The 17,512-nt window shown below is 70.3% G+C and carries 11 protein-coding genes; 3 read left to right on the top strand and 8 right to left on the bottom strand.

Features of this window, described 5'->3' with window-relative positions; all coding sequences use genetic code 11:
* Positions 1-219: 219 nt before the first annotated feature.
* A complete protein-coding gene (locus ACZ5VD_RS18245; protein ID WP_468682702.1) occupies positions 220-2,955 on the top strand; it encodes a S8 family serine peptidase in 2,736 nt (911 codons plus the stop codon).
* Positions 2,956-3,025: 70 nt separating this feature from the next.
* Here ACZ5VD_RS18245 and ACZ5VD_RS18240 read toward each other — a convergent pair whose 3' ends face one another.
* On the bottom strand, positions 3,026-4,342 hold the full coding sequence (locus ACZ5VD_RS18240; protein ID WP_468548803.1) for an LCP family protein: 1,317 nt from the start codon (positions 4,340-4,342) through the stop codon (positions 3,026-3,028).
* 118 nt (positions 4,343-4,460) lie between these two features.
* Here ACZ5VD_RS18240 and ACZ5VD_RS18235 point away from each other — a divergent pair, with 118 nt between their 5' ends.
* Entirely contained in the window at positions 4,461-5,018 is a 558-nt protein-coding gene (locus ACZ5VD_RS18235; RefSeq protein ID WP_468548802.1) for an acyl-CoA thioesterase, read from the top strand.
* A 121-nt stretch (positions 5,019-5,139) separates the two neighbouring features.
* Here ACZ5VD_RS18235 and ACZ5VD_RS18230 read toward each other — a convergent pair whose 3' ends face one another.
* Entirely contained in the window at positions 5,140-6,603 is a 1,464-nt protein-coding gene (locus ACZ5VD_RS18230; RefSeq protein ID WP_468548801.1) for an LCP family protein, read from the bottom strand.
* 126 nt (positions 6,604-6,729) lie between these two features.
* On the opposite strand from ACZ5VD_RS18230, the gene ACZ5VD_RS18225 reads away from it, so the two are divergent.
* A complete protein-coding gene (locus ACZ5VD_RS18225) occupies positions 6,730-7,764 on the top strand; it encodes a glycosyltransferase family 2 protein (RefSeq protein ID WP_468548800.1) in 1,035 nt (344 codons plus the stop codon).
* Positions 7,765-7,776: 12 nt separating this feature from the next.
* Here ACZ5VD_RS18225 and ACZ5VD_RS18220 read toward each other — a convergent pair whose 3' ends face one another.
* From ACZ5VD_RS18220 to ACZ5VD_RS18195, 6 genes are all read right to left on the bottom strand, one after another.
* Positions 7,777-9,339, bottom strand: a complete 1,563-nt coding sequence (locus ACZ5VD_RS18220) for an LCP family protein (RefSeq protein ID WP_468682701.1) — start codon at positions 9,337-9,339, stop codon at positions 7,777-7,779.
* 95 nt (positions 9,340-9,434) lie between these two features.
* Positions 9,435-11,150: an LCP family protein gene (locus ACZ5VD_RS18215; protein ID WP_468548798.1), complete on the bottom strand. Its 1,716-nt coding sequence runs from the start codon at positions 11,148-11,150 to the stop codon at positions 9,435-9,437.
* 138 nt (positions 11,151-11,288) lie between these two features.
* Entirely contained in the window at positions 11,289-12,965 is a 1,677-nt protein-coding gene (locus tag ACZ5VD_RS18210) for an LCP family protein (protein WP_468548797.1), read from the bottom strand.
* Positions 12,966-13,041: 76 nt separating this feature from the next.
* The gene (locus tag ACZ5VD_RS18205; protein WP_468548796.1) at positions 13,042-14,808 is read right to left on the bottom strand and encodes an LCP family protein; all 1,767 of its coding nucleotides are present in this window, start codon (positions 14,806-14,808) and stop codon (positions 13,042-13,044) included.
* Between the two features lie 229 nt (positions 14,809-15,037).
* Entirely contained in the window at positions 15,038-16,321 is a 1,284-nt protein-coding gene (locus tag ACZ5VD_RS18200) for an LCP family protein (protein ID WP_468548795.1), read from the bottom strand.
* Between the two features lie 330 nt (positions 16,322-16,651).
* Complete coding sequence (locus ACZ5VD_RS18195; protein ID WP_468548794.1) at positions 16,652-17,407, bottom strand: TIGR03089 family protein; 756 nt, start codon at positions 17,405-17,407, stop codon at positions 16,652-16,654.
* Positions 17,408-17,512 lie beyond the last annotated feature (105 nt).

Genomic DNA, 17,512 nt, shown 5'->3' with positions numbered 1-17,512 from the left:
CGGGTGGGCGCCCTCGGCCATGTCGTACGGCAGAACGCGCTACGTCGGTGACGGCGGGGCAGGCCGGACAGTCGGCGTATCCGGAGCGCCTTCCCGGACACCGCCCTAGGCGCGCCCGGCCCCGAGGAGCAGTGTGGTCCCGCAGGGGTCGCGACCCCGTCGTTCTGACGGCGGTCGCCCGCAACGGGGGCACTTCTCAGGCATCAACGGGGGCACGTCATGAGCACATCCAGCCCGGAACCAGCCTCACCGTCCTCAGGGGACGAGTTCAGCTACGTCGACAAGGCGAGCGGCAGGCGCCGGACCTTCCGGCCCTCCGGCACCGAGGCCATGGTGCGACTGCCGGACGACGCCACGGGAGACACCCTCGACGGCCTGGTGGCCGCCGAGCCGCTGCTCTCGGTCAGCCAGGGCTACAACCTGGACCGCGGTTTCGCCGCCGTCTACCTCAACCCCGCGGCCGACACGGACGCGGCGGCGCTGGAGCGACAGCCGGAGGTCACCGGTTCGCTGCCGGTGATGATCGACGAGAACGGGGCGTCACGGTACTTCGTCCCCGGCGAGTTCTCCGTCCGCTTCCGTCCGGAGGTCAGCCCGGCCCGCGCCGAGCAGATCGTCTCCGAGCACGGCAGCAGCATCGCCGTCGCCCGCCGGACCCCCGGGGCCTACACGCTGGAGGTCCCCGAAGGGCACGAACTCTTCGCGACCATCCGGGAGTTCGCCGAACTGGAGGAGGTGCGGTTCGCCGAGCCGTCCGAGGCCGGCTTCGACGACGCGCTGCCCTATCGGCCCGACGACCCGGACTTCGACCGGCTGTGGGGCATGCGCAACACCGGCCAGTCCGTCGAGGGCGTCATCGGCACCGCAGGCGTCGACATCGGCGTCTCGGACGCCTGGGACTTCACCCGCGGCGACCCGAACGTCATCGTCACCGTCATCGACACCGGGGCGCACCTCGCCCACCCCGACCTCGTCGGCAACCTCCTGCCGCGGGGCACGGAGGACTGGGACTTCTCCGACGCGGGCGACAGCGTGCCCGAGGACACGGACGGCCACGGCACCCATGTCGCCGGCACCATCGCCGCGTCCGACAACAAGATCGGCGTCATCGGCGCCGCTCCCGGCTGCCGCATCATGCCGCTGCGGATCAACCTGACCGCCGGCATGAACGACAACCGCGCCGACGCCATCGACTACGTCCGCGCCCAGGCCCTGGCCCACCCCGACCGCCGTTACGTCGTCAACTGCAGCTGGCGTACCAGCGGCGACCACGCGGGTATCCGTACGGCCGTCCAGGACGCGGTCGCGGGCGGCGTCCTGATCTGCTTCGCCGCGGGCAACGCGAGCACCAACACCGACGTCACACCGCAGTTCCCCGGCGTGTATCCCGAGGTCGTCTCGGTCGCCGCCCTGGACCAGAACAACGCCAAGGCGTCCTTCTCCAACTTCGGCACCAACGTCGACGTCGCGGCACCCGGCGTCAACATCTGGTCGACCTACCTGGGCGGCAACTACCGCTTCCTGAACGGCACTTCGATGGCGTCCCCGCATGTCGCCGGGGTCGCCGCCCTGGTCTGGTCCCGCAACCCGGAGCTCACGGGCGACCAGGTCCGCCGCATCGTCGAGAGCACCTGCGACGACGTGGACGCCGCCAACCCCGGCTTCGCGGGCATGCTCGGGCGCGGCCGGGTCAACGCCTTCCGGGCCGTCACCAGCCCACTGGTCCACCCGGCCGACGCGACCGCCGACACGACCGTCCAGGCGGACCTGACGGGCGACGGCCGCGCGGACGTCGTGGGCTTCGGCGACGCGGGCGTATGGGTGTCCCTGAACAACGGCGACGGCACCTTCCAGCCCTCACAGCTCAGGGTGGCCAACTTCGCCTATGTGGCAGGGGGTTGGCGTACGTCGAAGCACCCGCGCTTCCTCGCCGATCTCACCGGTGACGGCCGTGCGGACATCGTCGGGTTCGGGGACGCGGGTGTATGGGTGTCGCTCAACAACGGCGACGGCACCTTCCGGGAGCCCGGACTCATGGTGGCCAACTTCGCCTATGTGGCGGGTGGTTGGCGCACCGAGCGGCACCCGCGCTTCCTCGCCGACCTCACCGGTGACCGCCGCGCGGACATCGTCGGCTTCGGAAACGCCGGCGTCTGGCGGTCCCTGAACAACGGCGACGGCACCTTCCGGTCCCCGGAACTGGTCGTGCCGAACTTCGGCTACGACGCGGGCGGCTGGCGCGTCGAACGCCACCCGCGATTCCTCGCCGACCTGACGGGCGACGGCCGTGCGGACATCGTGGGCTTCGGCGACGCGGGCGTGTGGGTGTCCCTGAACAACGGCGACGGCACCTTCCAGCCCTCACAGCTCAGGGTGGCCAACTTCGCCTACGCGGAGGGCGGTTGGAGCACGGAGAAGCACCCGCGCTTCCTGGCGGACGTGACGGGCGACGGCCGTGCGGACATCGTGGGTTTCGGGGACGCGGGCGTATGGGTGTCCCTGAACAACGGTGACGGCACGTTCCAAGAGCCGCAGCTCAGGGTGCCCAACTTCGCCTATGTAGCAGGGGGTTGGCGTACGTCGAAGCACCCGCGCTTCCTGTCCGATCTCACCGGTGACGGCCGTGCGGACATCGTCGGGTTCGGCGACGCGGGCGTATGGGTGTCGCTCAACAACGGTGACGGCACCTTCCAGGACCCGCGGCTGGTCGTGCAGAACTTCGCCCATGTCGCGGGCGGTTGGCGCGTCGAGCGGCATCCGCGTTTCCTCGCCGACCTCACGGGGGACCGGCGTGCGGACATCGTCGGGTTCGGGGACGCCGGTGTCTGGGAGTCGCTCAACAGCGGCAACGGCATCGCCTTCGCGGCGCCGCGGCTCGTCGTGCGGAATCTCGGCCACGACGCCGGCGGCTGGCGGGTCGAGAAGCACCCGCGCATCGTCGCCGGACGGAGGTGACGGGCTCCCCTCCCGCAGAACGGGCCGGTCGGGTCCCGCGGGACCCGACCGGCCCTGCCGTGCTCGGTGCTCAGTTGCCGGAGACCGTGACCGCCTCGTCGTTGTTCAGCTGCTCGACCAGGGTCTTCACCTTGGCCTTGTCCCAGACGAGGTTGCCCCCGGTGGAGCCGGAGATCGGCATGTTCATCGACTTGCCGTCGCCGCCGTTGACGCTCTTCATCGCCCAGAACATGGAGGCCAGGTCGTACAGGCCCATGTCCTTGTCGACGATCAGCGAGTCCAGGCCCGCACCCATCGTCGGATAGAGCTTGAAGGGGTTCAGGATCGTGCTCGGCGTCGCCACCTGGTTGGCGAGGGCCGCGAGGAACTTCTGCTGGTTCTTCGTACGGTCCAGGTCGGAGCCGGCCAGCGCGTACCGGGTGCGGACGAAGGCGAGGGACTGCTCGCCGTTCAGGGTCTGCTTGCCCGCCTCGAAGTCGGCGCCGGACTTGGTGTCCTTCATGCCGCCCTTCGGGATCTCGATCTCGACGCCGCCGACCGCGTCCACGATGTTCGCGAAGCCGGCGAAGCCGATCTCCACGTAGTGGTCGATGTGCAGGCCGGTGTTGTACTCGACGGTCCGCACCAGCAGCTCGGGGCCGTCCTCCGCGTAGGCGGCGTTCAGCTTCACCTGGCGGCCCGTGCCCTGGTAGGTCTTGCCGGACTCGGAGCCCTTGTACGACGGGATCTCCACGTTCGAGTCACGCGGCAGGGAGATCAGGGTGTCGCCGTTGCCGCCGACGTGCAGCAGCATCATCGAGTCGGTGCGCTTGCCCTCGGCGGAGCCGGTGTGCAGCTTCTTCTTCTCCTCCGAGGACATGCCCGCGCGGCTGTCGGAACCGACGATCAGGTAGTTCGTGCCGTCGCCCGCCTCCGGACGGTCGATGACCTTGGACAGGTCGACCTCGCGGTTGAGCTTGGAATCGGCCCAGAAGTACGTGCCGACGGTCGTCACGACCAGCACCACCAGCACGGTGATCGACGTCAGCTTGATCCGCCGGCCCCAGTTCGGCGCGGGGCGCGGACCGCGCCCGCCGCCGCCTCCGGGGTCGCCGGGGCCACCGCCGCCGGGCGAGCCGTAGACCTGGCCCGTGTTGTAGCCGTCGTACCCGTTGTCGTAGGCGGTGGCGTCACCGCCGCTGACGTACGACGGCTGCTGCGGGACGCCGCCGCCGTACGACGGGGCGGGTGTGCCCGGGCCACCCCGGTACCCGCCCTGCCCGGGCGGCCCCTGGTCGCGGCGGACCTGCCGCATCACGCGGGCACTCTCGGGCTGCGCGTTCGCGCTGCCGCGTCCGTACCGGTCGCCGCGGTTGTCGCCGGACCATCCCTCGGGCCAATCGTTCATGAGGCCAGTGTGCAGGGCACTGCCGGGTGCCTTACAAGGTTCGTCGGAAAATCAGGGCAGTGCTGTTGCCAAGCTGACACAAATTCCCTGATTGTCGCCCCGGCATAAAGTGGGGGCCATGACAGATCAGGCCTCCGTCGCGGAATCGGAGACTCCGGATATCCCGGGCAAGCCGACCTCGGCGTCCCGCACCACGCTCAGCCACATCATGACCAACGCCGACACGAACCTGCTGGGCACCGTGCACGGCGGCGTGATCATGAAGCTGGTCGACGACGCGGCCGGTGCCGTGGCCGGGCGGCACAGCGGCGGGCCCGCCGTCACCGCCTCCATGGACGAGATGGCCTTCCTCGAACCCGTCCGGGTCGGTGACCTGGTCCATGTGAAAGCCCAGGTCAACTGGACCGGCCGGAGCTCGATGGAGGTCGGGGTGCGGGTACTGGCCGAGCGCTGGAACGAGTCGAACCCGGCCACCCAGGTCGGCTCCGCCTACCTCGTCTTCGCCGCCGTCGACGCCGACGGCAAGCCGCGCCGGGTCCCGCCGGTGATCCCGGAGACCGAGCGCGACAAGCGCCGCTGCCAGGAGGCCCAGATCCGCCGCACCCACCGCCTCGCCCGCCGCCGGGCGATCATGGAACTCCGGGAGCGGCGGGCTGCGGAGGGGTTCGAGGACTGAGGATTCGAGGACCGGTTCGAGGACTGAGGGCGCGAGCGCCGGGAGGCGGGGGCGGAGGATCAGCCTCCCGCCCGGCTCCGCCCACCCGCCCGGCTCCGCGCCTCCCGTTCACCCCACCCGCTCACGCACACCCCGTGTCATCCCCCCTCATCACCCCGAACTCCCCCTGATACGGCTCCTCGGCCCGCACCTTCCGCACCTGCTTGAAGTCGGCCCCCGCGATCACCTTCAGCGTCGGCCCCAGCCCCTTCACCGCCCGCAGCTCGCTCCCGGGCAGGGCCGTCGCCAGGGACCTGGCCGAACGGTCCCAGCGCGGGTCGTAGGCGACGACCGTGCGCCGCACCCGGCGGTCCGCGGCGTCCACGGGCAGCCGGGTGGTCCGGAAGCCCGTCGCCGCCAGCTCCGCGTCCACCCGCTTGCCGAGCCCGGACGTGGGCGTCCCGTTCTCCACCTGGACGCGGATCTGCTGCGGGGCCACCCCCACCCGCACCGCCTTGCTGCGGGGCCGGTGCACGGACAGCGGCCGGTCCTCGCGCAGGGCGCCGAAGAGACGCCCGGACTTCTTCGGGTCCCACTTCAGGGTCGAGCCGACGCCCTTCACGGCGTACCCCATCTGTCCGATCGGCACGGTCGTGAACTCGGAGGAGGAGGGGGAGAAGTTCCGCATCGCCCGGCCGAGATCGAGCAGCTCGTCCGTGCCGAAGCCCTTGTCCGCGCGTACGGAGCCGAGCACGGCCCGGGTGATGTCCCGGAACTTCATCGGGTTCAGCAGGATCCCGGAGGACGTCGTACGGTCGATCAGCGCGGCCAGGAAGCGCTGCTGGCGCTGCATCCGGCCGAGGTCGGAGGCGCCGTCGACATGCCGGGAGCGGACGTACTGGAGGGCCTGGCCGCCCTGGAGGGTGTGTGCGCCGGCCGGGAGGTCGAGGCCGGTGTAGGTGTCCTTCAGCGGCTCGGCCGTACAGATCCTGACCCCGCCGATCACGTCCACCGTCTTCATGAAGCTGGTGAAGTCGACCTCCAGATAGTGGTCGATCTTCACGCGGGTCATGCTCTCGACGGTCCGCACGGTCAGCTGGGGCCCGCCCTCCGCGTACGCCGCGTTGATCTTGATGGGGTGGCCGTGGTGCCGCTTCCCGGTGGTCTGGTCGGTGTGCGCGGGCGTCATGGCGTACGAGTCGCGCGGCAGGCTCACCACGCTCGCCCGCTCCCGGTCCTCCGAGATGTGCACGATCATGATCGTGTCGGTGCAGTGGCAGGGGGCGCCGCCGAGCCGGTACCTGCGCCGCTCGGCCTCGGTGATCTTGTCGCGGCCGTCCGTGCCGACGAGCAGGACGTTCATGCCGTGGCCCGCCCGCGGACGGTTCTTCATGTCCTTGAACGGGTCGACCCGGGCGATACCGGCGTCGAGGCTGGTGACCACCGCGTGACCGATCCCGGCCGAGGCGAGCACCACCACCGACAGCGTGCTCACCGCCCGCATGGCCCAACGGGGTTTCTTGTTCCGTACCGGTGGCCGCGGCGACCGGGGCGGCTGTGGACGACGCCGGGGGCGGGCGGCGGGGGAGCGGGGCGGCGTGGGCATGGGGGACACCTCCGCGAGGGCCGTACGTGGGATCTTGAGCACCGTAGGCCCATACGATCTGCGGCCCGGTGCACCGCCCCGGGCGGGCGCACCCGTGTCCCCCATTCGCGGTAACGTTTGCCCTCTATGAACGCCAAGCCCGACGTGCAGCTCCCCGCCGTGTCCGTGATCATGCCCGTCCTCAACGAGGAACGGCATCTGCGCGGAGCCGTCCAAGCGATCCTCGCGCAGGAGTACGCCGGCGAGATGGAGGTCGTGATCGCCATCGGTCCCTCGACGGACCGTACGGACGAGATCGCGGCCGAACTCGTCCGCGAAGACCCCCGCGTGCACACCGTGCCGAACCCGACGGGCCGTACGCCCGCCGCGCTGAACGCCGCGATCAAGGCATCCCGCCACTCGATCGTCGTCCGCGTCGACGGCCACGGCATGCTCTCGCCGAACTACATCACCACCGCGGTACGGCTCCTGGAGGAGACCGGCGCGCAGAACGTCGGCGGCATCATGCACGCCGAGGGCGAGAACGACTGGGAGCACGCGGTCGCCGCCGCCATGACCTCGAAGATCGGCGTGGGCAACGCCGTCTTCCACACCGGCGGTGCGGCCTGCGAGGCCGAGACGGTGTACCTCGGCGTCTTCCGGCGCGAGGCGCTGGAACAGCAGGGCGGCTACAACGTGGAGTTCGTCCGCGCCCAGGACTGGGAGCTCAACTTCCGGATCCGGGAGGCCGGCGGCCTCATCTGGTTCTCGCCCGAGCTGAAGGTGTCGTACCGCCCGAGGCCGTCGATGAAGGCCCTCGCCAAGCAGTACAAGGACTACGGCCGCTGGCGGCACGTCGTCGCCCGCTACCACGAGGGCTCCATCAACCTGCGCTACCTCGCCCCGCCGACCGCGGTCTGCGCCATCGCGGCGGGCCTCGTCGTCGGCGCCCTCGTCACCCCGTGGGCGCTGGTGATCCCCGGCGGCTACCTCGCGGCGATCGCTCTCGGCTCGGTCCCCGCGGGCAAGGGGCTGCCGCTGAAGGCACGGCTGCAGATCCCGCTCGCCCTCGCCACCATGCACATGTCGTGGGGCTGGGGCTTCCTGACCAGCCCGCGCTCGCTCGCCCGCAAGGTGATCGCGAGCCGGCGCCCCGCGGTGCGCGCGGACGCCGACGCGTAGTCCGGCCGGACGTCAGGACCAGGTGAACCCCGGGTTCACATGCATGCAGGCGTCCGTGTCGGCGCCGTTGAGCGCCTCGGCGGACTTCGGGGTCGTGTCGTCCGCCACGGGCGCCCGGTAGGCCGTACCGGTACGCCAGTCCGCGCCCACGACCAGCGTGACCCCGGAGACGTCCGTCGACTTCTTCACCGAACTCGCCGGAATCCCCAGGGACTTGGCCACCGCCCGCGCGTCGCCCGCGAGGTCGGCGCTCGGGTAGCGGACGACCGTGCGGTCCTCGCTCAGCGCGGACGCGGTGTCCGCGGACGCCTTGGCGAAGCCCTTCCCGACGAGCAGCCCGGCCACCGCGCTCGCCCGTCCGGCCGCCGCCCGCAGGGTGTCGGTACGGGTGCCGTTCTGGACGAGGACGCCGATCTTCTCGTCGTCGGCGGCCGGATCACCGGACGCGGTCGCCGAAGCGGCCGGGCTCGCCTTCTTCTCGTCCTTGCCGTCCAGCGCGATGTCCTCCCGCACCAGCCGGAACAACTGCTCGGCGTCCTCGGTGGGTTCGACCCGGGCGCCGACGTACCGGTTGGGCATCGTCGTCATGGTGATGCGCTCCGGCTCGACCCGGCGCAGCTCGTTGCTCAGGTCGTAGAGCTTCTTGACGGTGTCGAGGCCGGGGTCGACCGTGAGGGCCGCGGTGGCCTTCTCGGCGAGTCTGCGCAGCTTGTTCGGGCTGCTCAGGGTGGCGTTCTCGCGCAGCGTCCGGATCATCGAGTTCATGTACATGTGCTGGGCCTTGGCGCGGGCGAGGTCGCTGCCGTCCTCGAAGCCGTACCGCGTCCGCAGCCACTGCAGGGCCTGCTCGCCCTTCACCGGATGGGTGCCCTTGGCCAGCCTCAGGCCGGAGCCGTGGCCCTGGCTGTCGCGGGAGAGGATGTTGGCGTCCACACACACCGGGACCCCGCCGACGGCGTCCGCCATGGACACCACGCCCGCGAAGTCGACCATCACGAAGTGGTCGATGTGGATGCCGGTCAGCTCCTGCCAGGTGGCCACCGTGCAGCCGGGACCGCCGTGGCCCAGGCTCTGGTTGGTCATCGTCCGGCCTTCGCTCGCCGGGTACACCTCGTCGTCGTCCGGGTCGGTGCACTTGGGAATCTTCACCAGGGTGTCGCGGGGCATGCTGACGACCGACATGTTGGAGCGGTCCGCCGACAGGTGCACCAGCATCTGCACGTCCGCCAGCGGTGTCGAGCCGAACGTCTCGCGGGCGCCGCCGAGTTGCTGGTTCGCCGCGGTGTCCCGGGCGTCGGAGCCGATGAGCAGGATGTTCAACGGCGTCTGCCCGGCGGCGTTCGGCGTCGGCTCGGCGACCTTGTTGTCACCCAGGTTGAGCTCGGCCTGCTGGATGTTGGCGTTCAGATGCCGGTAGTAGACGTAACCGGCCGTGGCCGAGCCCACCAGCAGCACCGCGAGGGCCGTCGCCGACCAGCGCAACAGCCGTCGCCGCGGCGTCCCGCGCCCGCCGTGCCGGACACCGCTGTCCACCACGACGGCCGGCGCGGCCTCCCGCACACTGCTCCGCGTCACTTCAGAGTCCTCCCCGCCTACCCGCCCCGCACCACGACGAGACCCGCCGTACGTCCTGGAGACATACGACGGGCCCGTCAGGTTGCTCTAATTCGTCAACTCGCGCACTGGACCTTGTCGGCCGTGGACTTCTCCACGTCCGGCGTCTTGGCCGAAGAGGCGTTCAGCTTCACACCCGCGCCCTTGAAGTCCTTGCCCAGGACGAGGGTCATCGCGGGCAGGCCCTGGGAGTTGGTGACGCTCTTGCCCGGCTTCAGCGCCGAGCCGGACAGCCCCATGATGGCGGCCAGCCGGCGTGCCTGGTCGGCCTGCTCGGGCGCGTACTCAAGGGTCGTCTTCGCCTGGTCGGCGTCCGCGTTGCCCGCGTTCTCGGACTTGGTCACGCCCGCGCTGTTCTGCAGCCAGTCCAGCTGCTGCTGCGCGCTGCCGCCCTCCGCACCGCCGTTCAGGACACGCACCCGCACCTCCGAGGCATCCGCCTTGGTGCCCTTGAGCCGGGCGGCCACCGCGGCGGCCTCCTTCTTCTTCTGCGCCTTGACCTCGGTGAACGAGATGTCGTTCTGGACCATGTCGAAGACCTGCGGGGCCCGCGTATCGTCGATGACCACCGTCGCCTTGACCGTCTCGGCGGGGTTGTCCACCACCGGCACCGTGGCGAAGGTGATGTTCTTCGGCGGCACCTTCTTCAGCTCCAGCGCCATGTCCTTGAGGGTGCCGACCTTGCCGATCGCCGAGTCGACGGTGAGCGCCTCGGTGGCCGCCTCGGCCAGCTTCAGCAGCTTCGTGGGGCTGGTCAGGGTGTCACCGGAGGACATCTTGCGCATCAGCGAGCCCAGGAACTGCTGCTGCACCTTGATGCGGTCGAGGTCGCCCTGGTTGCCGAAACTGTGCCGGGTGCGGAGGAAGGCGAGCGCCTGCTCACCCTCGACCTTGGACTCGCCCGCGGGCAGGACGAGCTTCGACTCCTTGTCGTCGACGGCCTTCGTCACACACACCTCGACGCCGTCCACCGCCGTGGTCAGCGTCTTGACCGCGTTGAAGTCGGCCATCATGAAGTGGTCCGGCGCTATGCCGGTGGCCGCCTTCACCGTGAGCATGGTGCAGCCCGCGTCCCGGCCGCTCTCGCCGAGACTCCGGTTGAAGCGGACGTCCTGCTGGGCCGACACGGTCGACTTGGTGCCGTCGTCCTTCGTGGCCTGGCACTCCGGGATGTCGACGATCAGGTCACGCGGGATGCTCAACGCGGTCGCGTTGGAGCGGTCCTTGGCGACGTGCAGCAGGATCGTGGTGTCGGCGTGGCCGACGCTGCCCTTGTCGCCGTAGCCCTCGTTGCCCTCGCCGGTGCGCTTGTCGGTGCCGATGACGAGGATGTTGAACGCCTCGTCCTTCTTGAAGCTGCTCGCACCCGCGGCGCCGACATCGGTCGTCCTGACGTTGCCCTCAAGGTGCTTGAGGTAGAAGTAACCGCCGCCCGCGGTGGCCACCAGCACGAACGCCATGCCGCCGCCGGTCCACAACAGGACCTTCTTCGCCTTGGACTTCTTCTTGACCGGGCGGCGCCCGCGCCGGCCCGGCAACGGCTCCTCGGGAGCCGGTGCCCGCCTGCGCGGAGGCGGGACCTCACGGCCGGGAGCGGACGGGGACGCCGGGGCGACCGGGGCGGCCGTACGGCCGCCGCGAGGCTGGGGCACGGCCTGCCGCTGTGGCGCGGAGGGCGTCAACCGCAGTTCGTATTCACCGGTGTTCGGATTGAGTACCCACTGATCTGCGGGGTCGACGTGCTCCGCCCGCCCACGGCCTGGTGCGTCCAAGGTTGCCGAATCCTTCATCAGGGCCCCATGGGCGCCTTCTCCCCCTCTGGAGCGCTCACACTATCCGCACGGTTTGGCGTCGAGTGAATTTTCCTTGGTTTCTTTTGCAAGGTAGTTCGACAGAGGGTGACAAAAGCACTACCAGCGATACGGCTTGTACACGTTCATGCACTGTCCGGTATCGGATCCGTTGATGGCGTCGGAGCTGCCCGGCAGATCCCCGGCTTCCGGCGTTGACTGCTTCGGATAGGCCGCGCCACTGCGCCAGTCACCGCCGACCACGACGGTGACCCCGGACACGTCCGTCGACTTCTGCACCGAACTCGTCGGAATCCCCAGGGACTTGGCCACCGCCCGGGCGTCGCCCGCCAGTTCGGCGCTCGGGTAGCGCACCAGGGTCCTCGCCTCGGAGACCGCGCCCGAGGTGTCCTTCGCCGCCCGGGTGAACCCCTTGCCCACCAGGGCCTGGGCGATCTCACCCGCCCGGCCGCTGACCGGGCCGAGAGTGGCGGACCCCGTGCCGTTCTGCACCAGGACGCCGATCTCGCCCTTGGCCGCGGCCGGGTCGGTGGTGGCCTTCCGCGTGCCGGTGGACGCGGCGGCGGTGGCCGTCTGCTTCGCCTCCGCCTTCCCGCCCTTGTCGTCGAAGGGCACGTCGTCGCGGAGCATCGCCCACATCTTCTCGGCGTCGGACCCGGCCGGCAGCAGGTGGTTGATGTCCTCGGGGTCCTCGATCGTCGGCATCGTCGTCATGGTGATGCGGTTCGTGGGCACCGTCTTGAGCTGCGTACCGAGGTCGTAGAGCTCCTTGACCGTGCCGATCTCCTTCGACACCGTCAGGGAGTTGGTGGCCGCCTCGGCCAGGTCCATCAGCCGGCCCCCGTCGGTGAAGACGTTCTGGTCCTTCAGCGTGCGGATCATCGAGTTCATGTACATGTGCTGGGCGCGGGCCCGCAACGGGTCGCTGCCCCAGGCGTGCCGGGTGCGCAGCCACTCCAGGGCCTGCTTGCCCTTGACCTTCTTCGTTCCGGCCTTCATCTTCAGCCCGGAACCGCCGGACACCCGGGGCAACGGGCGGTCCCACACGTTCTGGTTCACACAGACCTCGACGCCGCCGATGGCGTCCGCCATGCTCACCACGCCCGCGAAGTCGATCGTCATCCAGTGGTCGATGTAGATCCCGGTGAGGTTCTCCCAGGTGGTGAGGGTGCAGCCGGCCCCACCGCGGCCCAGCGTCGTGTTGATGATGTCGTTCGTCGCCGCGTACCTCTGCCCGCTGTCCGGGTCCTTGCACGCCGGGATGTCGACCCGGGTGTCACGCGGAATGCTCACCACCGAGGCGCTCTTGCGGTCCGCGGAGAGGTGGATGAGCATCTGCACATCGGCCAGCGGCGGATTGCCGCGGGTGTCCTTGCCGCCGCCGAGCGCCACGTTCGCGTCGGAGCTGCGGCTGTCGGAGCCGAGCAGCAGGATGTTCAGCGGCGTCTGTCCGGCGGCGTTCGGCTCGGTCCGGCGCGCCTTGGAGTCGCCGCCGCTGCGCTCGCCCTTCTGGATGTTGCCGTTGAGATGCTCGTAGTAGAGGTAACCGGCGCCGGCCGTCCCCAGTATCAGCACCGCCAGCGTCGTCGCCGACCAGCGCAGCACCCGGCGCCCCTGCCGGGGCCGCCGCCTGCCGCGCCGGCCGCCGTGGCCGCCCCCGGAGGATCTGCCGGAGCCGCTGCCGTCGTCCCCACGACGGCCACCCGCCCGCCCCGGCCCGCGGCCGGGCCGGACCTCCGGTCGCGTCCCCTCCTCGTGCACACTGCTGTGCGTCATTTCCTGTTCCCCCCACCCTCGCGCCAACAAACAGGCCTGCCGTACGCCTTGGTAGACGTACGACAGGCCCCTCAGGTCACTTGGCGCACTCGACCTTGTCCGCGGTGGACTGCTGAACCCCCTCCGGCGCCTTCGTCGGAGCGGTGAGCGACTCGCCCGCGCTCTTGAAGTCCTCGCCCAGGGTCAGCGTCATCGTGGGCAGGCCCTGGGAGTTGGTGACGCTCTTGCCCGGCTTCAGCGCCGAGCCGGACAGCCCCATGATGGCGGCCAGCCGACGGGCCTGGTCGGCCTGGTCGGGAGCGTACTCAAGCGTGGTCTTGCTCAGTTCCGTGCCGGCGTTGCCCGCGTTCTCGGACTTGAGCACACCCTCGTCGTTCTGCAGGTACTCCAGCTCCGCCTGCGCGCTGCCCGCCTCCGCACCCCCGTTGAGGATGCGCACCCGGACGTCCGCGGCGTCCGCCTTGGTGCCCTTGAGACGGGCCGCGACGGCCGCGGCCTCCTTCTTCTTCTGCGCCTTGACCTCGGTGAACGACACATCGTTCTTGATCATGGAGAAGACCTGGGGAGCCGACGACGGGTTGGCGACGACGGTCGCCTTGACCTTCTCCGCCGGGTTGTCGATCACCGGCACCGTGGTGAACGTCAGGTTCTTGACGTTGAGCTTGCCCAGCTCCAGACCGAGGTCCTTCAGCTTGTCGATGCTGTCCAGCTGGGAGTCCACGGTCAACGCCTTGGTGCCCGCCTCCGCCAGCTTGATCATCTTCGTGGGGCTGGTCAGCGTGTCGTTGGACTTCAGCTTCCGCATCAGCGCGCTGAGGAAATTCTGCTGCAGGGTGATCCGGCTCAGGTCGCCGCCGAACCCGACCGCGTGCCGGGTGCGCACGAACGCGAGCGCCGTCTCACCCGAGATGTGCTGGATCCCCTTGCTCAGCTTCAGGTGCGAGTCGGGGTCGTCGATGTCCTTGCCCAGACACACGTCGACCCCGCCGACCGCCGTGGTCAGCGTCTTGACCGCGTTGAAGTCGGCGACCATGAAGTTGTCGGGGGTGACCCCGGTCAGCTCGGTGACCGCCCGCATGGTGCAGCTGGGGGTACGGCCGTCCTGGCCGAGGCTGGTGTTGAAGCGGACGTCGGTCGTACCCGGGATGACCTCCTGGTTGCCGTCGTCCTGCGTGGTCGGGCAGTCGGGGACATCCACGATCAGGTCACGCGGGATGCTCAACGCGGTCGCGTTCGAACGGTCCTTGGAGACATGCAGCAGGATCGTGGTGTCCGCGTGGCCGACACTGCCGGCGTCGCCGTAGCCCTCGTTGCCCGAACCCGTGCGCTTGTCCGTGCCGATCAACAGGATGTTGATCGCCTTGTCCTTCTGGAAGCCGCCGGTGCTCGCGCCGTCGTCGGAGACGGACGTGATGTTGCCGTTCAGGTGCTCGATGTAGAGGTACCCGGCGCCCGCCCCGGCCACCAGCACGAACGCCATCGTGCCGCCGGTCCACAGCAGGATCTTCTTCGCCTTGGACTTCTTCTTGACCGGGCGGCGCCCGCGCCGGCCCGGCAACGGCTCCTCGGGAGCGCCCCGGCGTCTGCGCGGCGACGGCACGTCACGGCCGGGGGCGACCGGAGCCGCCGTACGCCCACGCGGCGGGGTTCCCGCCCTGTCGTCGCCCGCTCTGTCGTCGCCCGCCCGACCGGTGCCGGATCTGCGGGGACCGGGAACGCCCGACCGCGGTGATTGCGGTGCGGAAGGGGTCAGTCGCAGTTCGTATTCACCGGTGGTCGGATTGAGTACCCACTGGTCTGCGGGGTCGATGTCGTCCGCCCGCCCACGGCCTTGCGCGTCCACGGTTGTCTGAATCCTCCGTCGGGGCCACGCGGCGCCTTCCCCTCCAGGCGCTCGGATCTCGGTCACACAGTGCTCGACCCCAGGACGGACCTTCTGGCCGGATGCACCGGATCGCTCACACTAACCGCCTCGTTCGTCCGCGGGCGACGCCGGTGATTAATTCCACGTCACTACAACTGGGCAATCCGCCCATTTGCCCGAGACCCTGTTGGCCACCTTGGTGAATGCTTTACGCGCAACTGTCCTCGGCCGCCGTGTTCCCGCGGAACGTGGGTGCCGGGGAATGGCCGTCGAAGGGTTCCCCGACCTCCTCACGACCCGACTTCTCGTTCCCCGACCCGCCCGTGTCGTCGCTGTTCTCCCGGCCACTGTCGGCCGAATCGAGGCTTTTCGGCGCCGACTCCACCGCGTCCCGTCGCACGTTCTCCGCAACCTCCACGGGTGCGTCGGCGCGCAGCCGTTCGAACAACTTCTCCGCTTCCGGTTCCACGAGCTGGTCGCGATTGGCGTTGTAAACGTACGACTCCCTCGGCACCGTAAGGAATTGCACACGTTCGGTGGGGATGTCGCGCAGCCCGCGCACGAGTTCGTACAAACCACGCAAGCTCGCCAGGCCCGGATCGGTCGTCAACGACGAAGTGGCCGCGTCGAGCACCGGATAGAGCTTCGCCGGGTTCAGCAGGACGTCATTGCTCTGCGCCTTGTTGACCAACGCCCCGAGGAACCGCTGCTGACGGTCCATCCGGTCGGTGTCACTGCCGTTGCCCAGCGACTTGCGGGCCCTTACATAACCGAGCGCCTGTTCCCCGCTGAGCGTGACCCGCCCCGCCGGCAGCCGCAGCCTGGCCGCCTTGTCGTGGATCGGCTCGGCCAGACACACCTCGACGCCGTCGACCGCGTCGACCATGTCCTTGAACCCGTGGAAGTCGACGACCATGTGATGGTCGACACGGATGTTCGTCATCCGCTCCACGGTCCGGATCGTGCAGGCCGAACCCCCCACCTGGAACGCGTAGTTGAACATCGCGAACATCGGCTCGGTGCGGCTGCCGTCGGGCCGTGCGCAACTCGGCACGTCGGCCATCAGGTCCCGCGGCAGCGACACCGCCGTCGCGCTGCTCCGCCCGGCGGCCAGATGCAACAGGATGGCGGTGTCGGACCGCTCGGTCCCCGAGTCCCGCCCGTAACGCCGGTTCCCGTCCCCGGACCGCGAGTCCGACCCGATCACCAGGATGTTCTGCGCCCCCCGCACCAACGAGGTGGGCCGCTCCTTGTCGTACCGCGCCAGCTCGGCCGCCGCCTCGTTGTCCGACGTGATGTTCCCGTCCAGCTTCGCGTAGGCGCCCCACCCGACCCCGCCGGCCACCACCAGCACGACCACGACCCCACCCCCGACACCCCGCACCCACCGCCGCCGACGCCGCCGTGTCAGCCCCACCCCGGTCGCCGAGGCCCCCACCCCCGGCCCGAACACACCGGAGCCCACGCCAGGCGCACCTGCGGTGTCGGTCACGTCGGATCCACCCCTCACGGCATACGAGCGTGTCGTGCGGCTGCTCCTACGACCATGGCGTGGGCGCGAGGGCGGGGGGTGGGTGGAGGGGGCCGAACGGGTGAAGGGGGGAGGGGGGAGGGGGGAGGGGGAGGGGGGCCGAGGGGTCTGGGGGGTCTGGGGGGCTGGGGGCGCAGCCCCCGGGGTGGGGTCACTTCTTGGTTGGCCGAGTCGGGGGGTGGGTGGGCATAGGTTCGGGGGTCCGGGGGCGGAGCCCCCAGTGGGGGGTGCGGGGCGGCACGCATCGGGCGCTGGTGCGCGAGGGGGCCACCGAGACGGCCGTACCCCGTCTCACCTCGCCGTCGCGGACACCCGCTCACTCTCGATCCGCTTGGCCAGCGCATCCGCACCCAGCTGATCCAGGTTCCGGCACAGCACCACGGACCCCCCGGTGGCCAGCGGCGCGTACAACCCCGCGTTCAGCCCCTCCCACGTGTCGTACGCCAGCCCCGACAGCAGCCGGGACCCGGGCCCCGTGAGCCCCACCCCCGTCGCCTCCGCCCGGGCCCGCTCGACCACCTCCGCCGAGCTGAACTCCCGCCCGGCCACGATCAGCGCCGCCTCCTCCGGATCCACCGGCGCGAACGGCACGAACCGGTCCCCCTGCCCCGGCACCTCGACGGCGTAGTCGGCGAAACCGGCCGGCGGCTGCGGAAACCGCCCGCCCAGCGGCCGCAGCGCCAACGCCACCCGCTCCCCACCGCACGCCCGCGCCGCCTCCAGCGACTGGGGCCCGCTCACCACCACGTCGGCCACCGCCGGGTCACCGCCGACGTCGGCGATCACCCCTACCGACGAACAGGCCAGCAGCCACACCGCCGTCTGCCAGTGCGCGGGCAGCAGCAGCGCGACCCGGTCGCCGGGCCCCGCGGCGAGATCGCCCTGGAGGAGGTTCGAGGTCTTGGCCACCCAATTGGCGAAGGTGGCCACGGACAATTCGACCCGCTCGCCCGTGGCGTCGTCGTAGAAGGTCACCAGGGGGCGTCCGGGATCCGCGGCGAGCGCGGAACGCAGCAGGTCGGCAGGGGTGCGGTCGGTGGCGTTCATCCGCAGAAGCGTACGCGGGCCGCGGGCCGCGCACCGGCCGTCCGGACCACGGATCACCACCGGTTCGGCGGAACGCCACCCGACGGTCCGTCAAATCCCCGATGG

Source organism: Streptomyces sp. NPDC032822 (genome assembly GCF_055578825.1).
This window is presented reverse-complemented; position numbering and strand designations above follow the sequence as displayed.